This window comes from Rhodopirellula sp. UBA1907 (assembly GCF_002337565.1).
Lineage (GTDB): Bacteria > Planctomycetota > Planctomycetia > Pirellulales > Pirellulaceae > Rhodopirellula > Rhodopirellula europaea.
In genome coordinates, this window is the sequence record NZ_DDGH01000023.1 from 14,494 (window position 1) to 20,627 (window position 6,134).

General features: G+C 57.5%; 4 protein-coding genes. 2 read left to right on the forward strand and 2 right to left on the reverse strand.

Translation table 11 applies throughout. From position 1 onward, the window contains the following. Positions 1-1,091 (reverse strand): ATP-binding cassette domain-containing protein (locus B2R17_RS05145; protein WP_286763124.1); only part of this gene is annotated, 1,091 nt, incomplete at its 3' end. 97 nt (positions 1,092-1,188) lie between these two features. Further along, positions 1,189-2,781 (reverse strand): glutamine-hydrolyzing GMP synthase, encoded by a 1,593-nt coding sequence (gene guaA / locus B2R17_RS05150; RefSeq protein ID WP_051073327.1) that lies wholly within the window; start codon positions 2,779-2,781, stop codon positions 1,189-1,191. Positions 2,782-3,026: 245 nt separating this feature from the next. Between guaA and B2R17_RS05155 the strand changes: the two genes are divergently transcribed. Further along, positions 3,027-5,093 (forward strand): c-type cytochrome domain-containing protein, encoded by a 2,067-nt coding sequence (locus tag B2R17_RS05155; RefSeq protein ID WP_286763125.1) that lies wholly within the window; start codon positions 3,027-3,029, stop codon positions 5,091-5,093. A gap of 18 nt (positions 5,094-5,111) precedes the next feature. Next, complete coding sequence (locus tag B2R17_RS05160; protein ID WP_286763126.1) at positions 5,112-6,071, forward strand: rhodanese-related sulfurtransferase; 960 nt, start codon at positions 5,112-5,114, stop codon at positions 6,069-6,071. Positions 6,072-6,134: the final 63 nt, after the last annotated feature.

Below are 6,134 nucleotides of genomic sequence, written 5' to 3' on the forward strand. Positions count from 1 at the left end.
TTGCCCGCACCGTTGGGGCCGATGATGCCGACGATCCCGCCGGGCGGCAAACGGAAGTTCATGTCGGTCATCAGTGTCTTTTCGCCAAAAGCTTTGTTGACGTGTTGAGCTTCGATGACCAACGAGCCGAGGTGTTTGCCCGATGGGATTTGGATTTCCAAATCGTCGGGACGATCCTCGAACTGTTCGGCCGACATTTGTTCGTAGGATTTGATCCGGGCCTTCGATTTGGCTTGGCGAGCCTTGGGGCTCATCCGGATCCATTCCAATTCGCGAGCCAAGTTCTTTTCGCGAGCCTTTTGTTGGCGTTCTTCCAAAGCCATTCGTTTGGCGCGGTTTTCCAACCACGCGCTGTAGTTGCCTTCGAACGGGATGCCGCGGCCGCGATCGACTTCGAGGATCCACTGGGCCACGTTGTCCAGGAAGTAACGATCGTGGGTGACGGCCACAACGGTGCCTTGGTAGTTGGCCAAGTGTTGTTCCAACCACGAAACGGATTCGGCATCGAGGTGGTTGGTCGGTTCGTCGAGCAGCAGCAAGTCGGGTTGGCGAATGAGCAACTGGCAAAGTGCGACGCGGCGTTTTTCGCCACCAGACAGGTTGGTGATCTCAGCATCTTTGGGTGGCAAGTTCATGACCGCCATCGACATTTCGACGAAGCGATCGAGTTCCCAAAGGTTGTTGGCGTCGATGATGTCTTGCAACGTCGCCATCTCGTCGCAGAGTTTTTGCATTTCGTCGTCGTCGGTGACTTCACCGAGCAAACCGCTGATCTCGTTGTAGCGGTCCACGATGGCTTGGCGTTCCGCGACGGCTTCTTGAACGTTTTCAAAAACGGTCTTGGTCGGATCGAGTGGTGGCTCTTGTTCGAGGTAGCCGACCGTGAAGCCTTTGCCCAATCGGGCGGTGCCTTCGAACTCGGTGTCCATGCCCGCCATGATTTTCAGCAGGGTGGATTTGCCGGCACCGTTGGGGCCGAGCACACCGATCTTTGCACCGGGGTAAAAGGCGAGGTTGACGTTCTCAAGGATCTTGCGTTGACCGTGTTTTTTGGTCAGGTCGATGATTTGGTAGATGAATTGACCGGCCATGTTTTCGCTTGGAGGGCTGAAGGTGGAGGCGGAGAATACGGTTGCAGTTGTTTGAATTGCAAAGTGAATGAAATGCGAGTGGATGCCGTGGCGGGCATCACTCCCATTCGATCGTCGCTGGCGGTTTGCTGCTGATGTCGTAGCAGACTCGGTTGACGCCTTTGACTTCGTTGATGATTCGGGTGCTGATGCGAGCCAGCAGTTCGTAGGGCAGGTGACTCCAGTCCGCGGTCATGAAGTCGTCTGTGTTGACGCAGCGAACCGCGACGGCGTTGTCGTAAGTGCGGGCATCGCCCATCACACCGACGCTTTGCACCGGCAGCAAAACCGCGAACGCTTGGCTGGTGTCTCGGTACAGTCCCGCGTTTTCGATTTCTTCGACCACGATCGCATCGGCTTCTCGAAGCACCGCCAGTTTGTCTCGGGTGATTTCACCCAGGCAACGCACGGCCAATCCGGGGCCGGGGAAAGGGTGACGCCAAACGAGTTGTTCGGGCAGGCCCAGTTCCAAACCAAGGCGACGCACTTCGTCTTTGAATAAGTCTCGCAGAGGTTCGATCAATTCAAACCCCAATTCTTCAGGAAGTCCGCCGACATTGTGGTGCAGCTTGATCGTGGCGGCCGGGCCGTCTTTGTCGGCACCGCTTTCGATCACGTCGGGGTACAGCGTTCCTTGAGCCAAGAAGTGAGCGTCTTCGATTCTCGCGGCTTCGTCTTTGAAGCATTCGATGAAGGCGTGGCCGATGCGGCGACGTTTCTCTTGTGGTTCATCGATGCCCGCCAAGTCGGCCAGGAATCGGTCTTCGGCTTCGACGACGTGCAGGTCGGTCTTGAAGTGGTTGCTGAACTCTTCCAAGACGATCTGTTGTTCGTTCTTACGAAGCAGACCGTTGTCGACCAAGATGCAAGAGAGTTGTGGCCCGATGGCTTTGTAGAGCAACGCGGCGACGACCGATGAGTCGACTCCGCCGGACAGGCCGCAGATGACGCGTTTGTCGCCGACTTGTTTTCGAATGGATTCGATTGCTGCATCGGCGAAGTCGCCGAGTTTCCAACTGCCATCGCAACCGCAGACGTCGATGACAAAGTTGCGAAGGATTTGGCCACCGTGTGGCGTGTGCGTGACTTCCGGGTGGAATTGCATTCCAAACACGGGACGTTCGTTGTGGCGAATCGCGGCGTAGGGGCAAGTCGATGTCTTGGCCATCGCGGTGAACTGATCGGCGATCTGTGAGACCTGGTCACCGTGGCTCATCCAGACTTGTTCGGATTCTTGCATGCCGCGGAAGATTGAATCGCGATCGACGAAGTCGCACATCGCTCGGCCGTACTCGCGGCTGGGTGTGTTGTCGACTTTGCCGCCGAGGGCTTGGCAGGCGAGCTGCATCCCGTAGCAGATACCGAGGACGGGGATACCCAGGTCGAACAATCCTTCGTCGCACTTCGGGGCACCTTCTTCGTAAACGCTGTTGGGGCCGCCCGAGAGGATGATGCCTTTGGGGGCCAGTTCGGCGATGCGTTCGGCGGAGATGTCATGGCGAACGATTTGGCAATACACATTTTGTTCGCGAACGCGGCGGGCGATCAGTTGCGCGTATTGCGATCCAAAATCGAGGACCAAGATGCGTTGGTCGGTCAGCCAAGTGGTTTCAGCGATGGCGGGCGAGGTGGTGTTCGCAGAAGAGGTCATCGTGTTCTTGCCGGATATTGCGGGAAAGGCCAATGCGGCAGTGTAAAAGAGCAAGGGGGAAACGGGGAAGGGCCAAGCGAGCCGGCAGTCGCGTTCGAGTGCGAAGATTGCGGCGGAGCAGGGCAGGGGAGGCCCGGATGGCGAGGGCGGCGTGATGCCGGTTGCGAGTGTTCGTTGAGGCAACGACCGCACGGCGAGTGAGTCTTTTTCGGGAAGAACTGCGTTTGTGGTCTATGATGGAGTGATTGGCAGATACTCGAACAAAGATGTTGGTGACGATGATTCAGGTCGTTTCAAAGGGGATTTCGATCGTTTCAAAGTGGAACGTTCGCCGCCCAGCCCTCCGCGTTTTCGCGGCGGTGACGTTGCTAGCTGGGACGGCACTGGTGTCCTTTTCCGGTGGAATCGCTCCGGCCGTTGGGCAAGAAACCAATCCGCGAACGGTCGCCAAACCGCTGGATGCGAGATCGCGAACGATTGTTCAGTCGGTCGATAGGCAGGTGAAGCGAGCCGGTGCCGCGTATGCCGGTGGCGACTACGAGACGTCCGGTGATGCTCTTCGTAAAGCGATCAAGCAGATCGAAGTGGCCGGCAATGCCGAGTCATCCGACCTGCACGATGCATTGCTGCCGATGATGCGCCGAATCGTCAACGCTCGCGCGATGCTGGAACTGGAAGGAGTCACGCTGCCGCCATTCCGAATTCCGGAACGACCCAAGGCGACGACCGAGCCAATGGCCGAATCATCGTCGGATCCGTCGGGCCAGCCCAGTACCGATGGCGTCAGTTTTGTCTCGGAGGTCGCACCGATCTTGGTCGATAAATGTGGCAGTTGTCACATTCGCGGCAGCAAAGGTGGATTCGCGATGCCGACGTTTGCCAAGTTGATGGAAGGGCCCCCCGAGGGAGTCGTGGTTTTTCCCGGTGATGTGATTGCCAGTCGATTGATTGAAACGATCGAAACCGGCGACATGCCTCGTGGCGGTGGAAAAGTCAGCAAGGAACAATTGGACACGTTGAAGCAGTGGGTCACGCAAGGTGCCAAGTTTGATGGCCCTGATCCCACCGCGATGCTGACCAGCTTGAAAAGCGGCGAGGCAACTCCCGACACGCCAGCGACACCAGAACCCGATCAGCCGACGATGGTCGGCAAGCCAACCGGCAATGAAACCGTTTCGTTCTCGAAGGACGTGGCACCGCTGTTGGTGGAGAACTGTACCGGGTGTCACTTGGACGCGATGCAGACTCGCGGCGGTTTACGAATGGACACGCTCGCTCAAATGCTTCGAGGCGGCGACAGCGGATCCGTGATGAAACCTGGTGACGGCGAAGCAAGCCTGCTCGTTCAGAAACTTCGCGGCAGCGCTGGCGATCGAATGCCCGCAGGTGGACGTCCGCCTCTTTCTGACAACGACATCCAACTGATTTCGACGTGGATCAGCGAAGGTGCCAAGGTGGATGAAGCTCTCGTGCAAACGCCGATGAAGGTTGTCACCGCTCAGGCTTGGTTGTCCGCAGCGGCATCCTCCGAGGTCAGTCAGCGGCGAGCGGAGATTGCGGAAGATGAATTCCGGTTGGCGGGGGCTGATGTCAATCGATTGCAAAATCACCAAAGCGACCACTTCGCAGTTTGGGGGGAAGTCTCGCCAGCGACGCTCGAAACGGTAGCGGAGTCGGCAGAAGCCGCTCTCCAACAGGCTCGCAAGTTTTTGCCCAAAGCCGATGGATCGCCGGAGGATTTCTTCCATGGCAAAGCTTCAATCTATGTTTTGCCAAAGCGGTATGACTACAGCGAGTTTGCGAAAATGGTCGAGGGCCGTAGCGTGCCCGCCGAGTGGCAGTCTCATTGGAAGTACGACGGCATCCGTGCTTACGTCGCGGTCGTCGCATCGGAACGAGCGAGCGAAGAAGAAATTGCCGGGCGGGTTGTGGCTCCGGTTGCCAGCCTTGCGGTGGTCAGCCGCGGTGAAGGCGTGCCGCGATGGTTTGCTCAAGGACTCGGGACCGCGATTTCGGGTGGCGAGTCCAAACGCGATCGAAATGCGAATATGCGACGGCAGGCCGAACTGGTCACCGCGGTGGGCAGCTTGAAGTCAGGCAAGGATTTCCTCAATGGAAAGTTGCCGCCCGAGCGAGCTGACCGGATGGCGGTTGCGATCGCGGAGTCCTTGCTGTCTCGGCAGAATCGACGGGGCTTTGACGCCGTGCTGCGAAATCTGCAATCGGGCCAGCCATTCCCGCAAGCGTTTCAGGCGGGGATGAACATGACTCCGATTGCTTACGTGGATGCTTGGCTGCAATGGGTCAAATGAATTGGTAAGTTTTCGGCCATGACCGAATCACACGCTTCTTCCGTTCCAGCCGAATTGCCCGCCGAGGCTGGTGCCGCTGATTTACCGGTGGCCGTCGCGGCACTGTATTGCTTCACTCCATTGCCGCAATTTGAATCGCTGCGGGAGCCGTTCCGTCAGCGAATGTCGGACGACGGCATTCGTGGCTCGTTGTTGCTGGCCGGTGAAGGCATCAACGGAACGATCGCGGGACCTTGTGAGTTGATGGAGCCGTTTATCGACTGGCTTCGGTCGATGGAGCTTGATGACAATGCCACTCCTTTTCGAGGAATGGATGTCAAATGGTCGTACTGCGAAGAGATCCCGTTTCGCAAAACCAAGGTTCGGCTTAAACGCGAGATCGTGACGATGGGCGTGTCGAGCATCGATCCGCTGCGATCGGTTGGCACCTACATCGAGCCCCAGGATTGGAATGCGTTGGTCGATGATCCCGATGTCACGCTGATCGATACGCGAAACGATTACGAAATCGAGATCGGTACGTTCGAGGGTGCCGTCAACCCTCACACGGAATCCTTTCGCGAATTCCCCAAGTTTGTCGAAGAGAGCTTGGACCCACAGAAGCACCCCAAAGTCGCGATGTTTTGTACCGGGGGGATCCGGTGCGAAAAGTCGACCGCATATCTGAAGGAACGCGGATTCGAAGAGGTGTACCACCTGCGCGGCGGGATTCTGAATTATTTGGAAAAGATGCCCGAAGAGGAATCTCGTTGGCAGGGCGATTGTTTTGTGTTCGACAATCGCGTCGCGGTCGATCACCAATTGCAGGCCGGGGAGTATGAGTTGTGCCACGGATGTGGATGGCCATTGACCCCGGAAATGAAGCAGCATTCCGATTACGAACGTGGCGTGGCTTGTTCGCGTTGTGCCGCGGAAGTGACCGACGAACAACGAAAACGTCGACGGATGCGTCAACAACAGCTCGACCAGGGCGTATAATCAGTCGGCCGATCCGGTTCTGCTGTTTGGTTGGCAGGTGCATCGGGGTTGGTCGCCGAAGGT